The following is a 4,797-nucleotide window of genomic DNA, read 5'->3' as shown; positions in this document are numbered from 1 at the left end:
ATCAGTTATCAGTTATCAGTTATCAGTTATCAGTTATCAGTTATCAGTTATCAGTTATCAGTTATCAGTTATCAGTTATCAGTTATCAGTTATCAGTTATCAGTTATCAGTTATCAGTTATCAGTTATCAGATGTGAGTTTTCAGTTGATTAGACATCTGCAAAAATTATAACCCAATCAGAGCTTGATTTGATTATTTGTACTAATAAATAGTTCGATAATCCAAATATATATCTATCGTTGTTCATTCAATTTAACAGAAAAAATCTGGGGACATTAAAATCATTTTTATTTGGGTAAGTTGCTTGTCTAGACAAAATTTTAGTCTTGAGATAATATTATGTAGAAGTCCACTGATTACTGATTACTGTTCACTGAAATGCTGAAGATAAATTTTTTCGTTGTGTTTGATCGATCGAAAAAAATCGACAATGGGACGAGGATAATTAACCCCTAAAATCACACCATAACGCTTTTGTTCCTCTGGAGATAATTTATAAGGTTCGTGAATTTTATCGCCTTTTATTAGGGCTAATTCGGGCAACCAGTGACGTAAATAATCACCTTTGGGATCATAATCTTTCGACTGTTTAGGGATATTAAAATAACGAAATCCTCGCGCGTCATTGCCGACACCAGCAGTGTAATTCCAATTACCCCAATTACTACAGACATCGTAATCAATTAATAACGACTCGAACCATTCTGCTCCCATACACCAATCAATACCGAGATTTTTGCTCAGAAAACTAGCGACATTTTGCCGGCCACGATTCGACATAAATCCTGTAGCGGCTAATTCTCTCATATTAGCATCTACAAGGGGATAACCGGTTTTTCCCTCACACCAGAGATTAAATCTTTCCCAATCTTCTAGCCAAGGTAAATAAAGTTCTTGCAAACCAGATTTATAGAAGATTTTATTCCCGTGTTTACTGCAAATAAATCGGAAAAAATCTCGCCATAATAATTCAAAAATCAGCCAATAGGTAGAGTCATTTTTTACTCTCGTTTGCTCATACTTTTGTACTTCCTCGTAGATATAACGGGGGGAAAGACAGCCAAAACTTAACCAAGCTGAGAATTTTGAGGAATAATTAGTCCCTAACATTTCATTGCGGGTTTCCTTATAGGTTTTTAAGGAATCACTATCCCAAATATATTCTTTAACCCTTGATTTTCCTGCCATTTCACCCCCTTGAAACGACAAAACACCTCCCCGGTCTAGAATTGATTCTGTTAAGCCTAAATCGTTTAAACTGGGAAGGTTTCCCAACTCTATTTTAGGCAATTTTGTCAACTTTTTCGGCGTGGGATAAGTTGCTCTTATTTGCCAATAACGTTCTACTTGTTTACGAAAATTAGTAAATAATTCTGGTAATTGATTAAGGGTAAAAGGTAAGTCATCAGGATGGTATAAAGTGGCTGTCCAAAAAGTTTTTATCTGCACAGGAACCCCGGATAAAGCCTTATTTACCGCTTTTTCTACCGCTAATTCCTCTGCTGTTACCTCTTGATGATAATAAACCTTGGCTATCTGCAATTCTTGAACTAATTGTGGGATAATGTCTTCTGGTTTTCCCCGTCGGATAATTAAATTACCGCCTAAACTTTCCAGAGATTGTCGCAAATCTGCTACGCTTTCTAATAAAAATTTAGCCCGGAACTTGCCAGTTTTTGGAAACCCGTAGGAAGTAAAACCAAATTGACGCTCATCAAAACAATAGAAGGGAATTATCTCGAATTGTTCTTGAACAGCTTGATAAATTGCCTCGTGATCGTGAACCCGCAGATCATTGCGATACCAAATTAAAACCCGCATTTAACATCAATTAAAAGTTGATAAGTAAGTGGTTATAATTAAATAGAAGATAGATTTTGCCTCTGATCCCCCCTTAATCCCCCCTTGATAAGGGGGGATCCCCCCTTAATCCCCCCTTGATAAGGGGGGTGCCTGAAAATTTTTAACACCTACCTACTTAACCGATAAATAGTAAGCAAGATGGGATTTAATTATCTTTTGCCGTAGTAATGGCTATAGTAACGATAATTGTGGTCTTTCCGACTAACATTATTAGCCACTAAACCTAACACGGAAATCTGGGATAATCTCAGATCTTCGAGCAGATTTTTCAGCACAAAGCGATCGGTTTTGCCCAGTTTGGTGACGAGAATTAGGCCAGTGGCCATGGCGGCGAGAATTTTCGCATCGGCAAAAGCGGCGATCGGTGGTAGATCGTAGATAATTAGATCGAAGGCGTGGTCTTGCTGTAATTGCGAGATCATCTCCTGCATTCTCTGGGAAGAAAGCAAGCGGGTTGGATCTGGGGGAATTGAACCGGCGGTAAGAATCGATAAATTCTCGTGGCGGGGCAGGGATTGAATCGCCTCGTTCCAATCGAGACCCTCGGCGAGGACATTACTAAGGCCGTGGTCGTTATCGAGATTAAGTCGTAGGTGAATCTGGGGTCGTCGCAGGTCGGCATCCACCAATAAGACTTTTTGTCCCATACGAGCGGCAGCCTTAGCGATATTTATTGCCGTAGTAGTTTTACCATCTCCCGGTGATACAGAACTAATCACGAGGGACTTGAGGGGGGAATCGGAACCGAGGAGGCGAATATTGGTGTTAAGAGTGTGGAAAGCCTCCGAGAAGGGGGAGAAATTATAGTAGTAGGGGTTTTCGTTGGCTGATTTCGCAGTGGTATTAGGGATAGTAAGTTGTTGACCAGCGACTGTTAACTGGGGTAGGGCGGCGGTGATCACTTTTTCGATCTTATCGAGGTCTTTTTGCCAGGGAATTGCGCCTAAAAGGGGCAGTTTGGTATCTTCTTTTAGTTCATCTGCACTATGATGAACGGGATCTAATCTTTCAGCTAAAAAGGCTGCCCCTAGGCCTAGTAACAGGCCACCAATAACCCCTAAAGCGAGATTTCGCACGGGTTTAGGAGAAACGAAATCTTCCTCTACTTCTGGAGGGGAAATTAGTTGCCAAGGCACCACTTGTTGTGCCACCTTGAGTTGGAGTTTTTGTTGTTCCTCCAGAAAACGACCGAGACTGGTGGTGGCAATTTCCAATTCTCGCTGCAAATCCGTATAACGACGGGCTAAAACCGCCAGATTTTTGACCGAGCCTTTCTGTTGTTCCAGGGCCCGGGCAAGGGATTCTACCTTAATTTCTAGGGTTTGGCGGGTGTTAGCGGCTTCTACCAATTGCTGGGTTAATTCTACCCGCAGAGCGCTCCGTGATACCAAAGCCGGGGAATTACCCACTGTCTGGGGCAGTTTTTCCCCTAGGGTTCTCTGGGCTTCTTTTTGCAGTAGGGGCAGTAAATTAGCGCGTTTTTCCTCTAGGGTGGCGATTATCGGGCTATCCTTGGCAAAAACTGCCGATTGTTTCGCCAATTCCACTTCCACTTCTTGCAACTGCTTGAGCAAATCTTGATAACCGGGAGATTCACTGAGATAAGTGGCGATAATTGCTTGATTAGGGGCCAATCCCACCTGTTGCTGTAAAGCTTGATAGCGAGAGTTAATTTCGTTAAGGGCAACTTGGGCGACTCTGTACTCCTGCTCGATGCTGGTTAACTGTTGCGATAAACGAGTGGCTTCCTTGTCGGGATCCAGGAAATTGTATTGCTGCCGGAATTGCTGCATTTGTTTTTGTAGAGAATTAACTCGTTCCTGCAGCACGGGCAATTGAGCGTTAACAAAATCCAAGCCTTGATTAATTTCGGTCTTGCGTTCCTGGGAACTATAGTTTAGGTAATGACGGGCTAAATTATCTAAAACCAGCTTAATTTTTTCTGGTTCTGCATTTTCGTAAACGATCTCTAAAACTTTCGTATCTTCTAATTGACTAATTTTGAGATCAGATTTGCCAGTTTTACTAATTAAATCACTGTAGGTAAAGTCGGGATATTGAGGAGTTATTTTACTAAGGATGGGGTTAAGGAGTTGAGGACTTTTCAGGACAGCGATTTGGGTTTCATAATCGATGTTCTCTCCACCCAACTGAGGCAGGATATCTTGGGCTGCCAGTTTGAGAGAATTTTTATTTTCCTCAATCGGTTGACCGATGAGCAGCAGGAATCTACCTTGATAGATAGGGGTTTTTAAGAAAGTCCAAGCAGCGATCGCACCTGTTACTCCTAGGGTGATGCCAGCGATTATCCACCAGCGATGCTTGACGACAGAAAGGACTTGACGCAGGTTGAGTTCCTCTTCTTCCTGCGTCAGGGGGGGGATAAAAGCTGGTTGGGCAAAAACTGGTAGATTTCCTTGGCTTTGGGTTTTTAAAGCCCCGTTTTGTTGGTTGTTCATCATTAATCAAATAGTCAAGGGATAACTCTATTAAACCGCATCTAGTATGCCAGTATAGCTTGAGAATAATTTGGGAATTTGTCCAAACATGGTATCTATTTAAAATAGCCTCAAACCCTTATAGAGTAAGGAATATGACATCTAAAGCTGAGATTGACTTCGGGACACTTTTAAGGATATAAACCGCAATCAGCTAGAGAACTGGAATTTCACTGGCAGGTCATTAACCCTTAAAAGTATTGCTATGCAAAGATCATAGCCGAAAAAACCAAACTACGGTTTTCCCTGTGGATGCGGTTTAAAAGATTTTGCGGTAGCAATCTGGCTCGATTAATTAAGTACCTAGGCAAAATTAATTACATACTCGCCTCCAAAATTGTCCAGCACTTTTTTAACGTAAGCGAGGAGGCTCTTTCGGTCTTTATAGGCGCTAAATTCAATCCATTCATATTTTAAAAATCTCCATAATATTTC

At 41.3% G+C, this 4,797-nt stretch carries 2 protein-coding genes and 1 pseudogene; all 3 read right to left on the bottom strand.

The window, feature by feature from the left end; genetic code table 11:
• Nucleotides 1–364: 364 nt before the first annotated feature.
• On the bottom strand, nucleotides 365–1,822 hold the full coding sequence (locus O9332_RS04500) for a DASH family cryptochrome (protein ID WP_002756763.1): 1,458 nt from the start codon (nucleotides 1,820–1,822) through the stop codon (nucleotides 365–367).
• Between the two features lie 191 nt (nucleotides 1,823–2,013).
• The gene (locus O9332_RS04495; protein WP_288023876.1) at nucleotides 2,014–4,326 is read right to left on the bottom strand and encodes a GumC family protein; all 2,313 of its coding nucleotides are present in this window, start codon (nucleotides 4,324–4,326) and stop codon (nucleotides 2,014–2,016) included.
• A 339-nt stretch (nucleotides 4,327–4,665) separates the two neighbouring features.
• Nucleotides 4,666–4,797: pseudogene (locus O9332_RS04490) on the bottom strand (IS630-like element ISMae24 family transposase); the annotation flags it as partial.

It is taken from the genome of Microcystis sp. LE19-10.1B, from assembly GCF_027530565.1.
In the GTDB taxonomy this organism is placed as follows: Bacteria; Cyanobacteriota; Cyanobacteriia; order Cyanobacteriales; family Microcystaceae; genus Microcystis; species Microcystis aeruginosa.
Note: the sequence above shows the minus strand (reverse complement) of the source record. Positions and strands in the feature narration are given on the sequence as shown.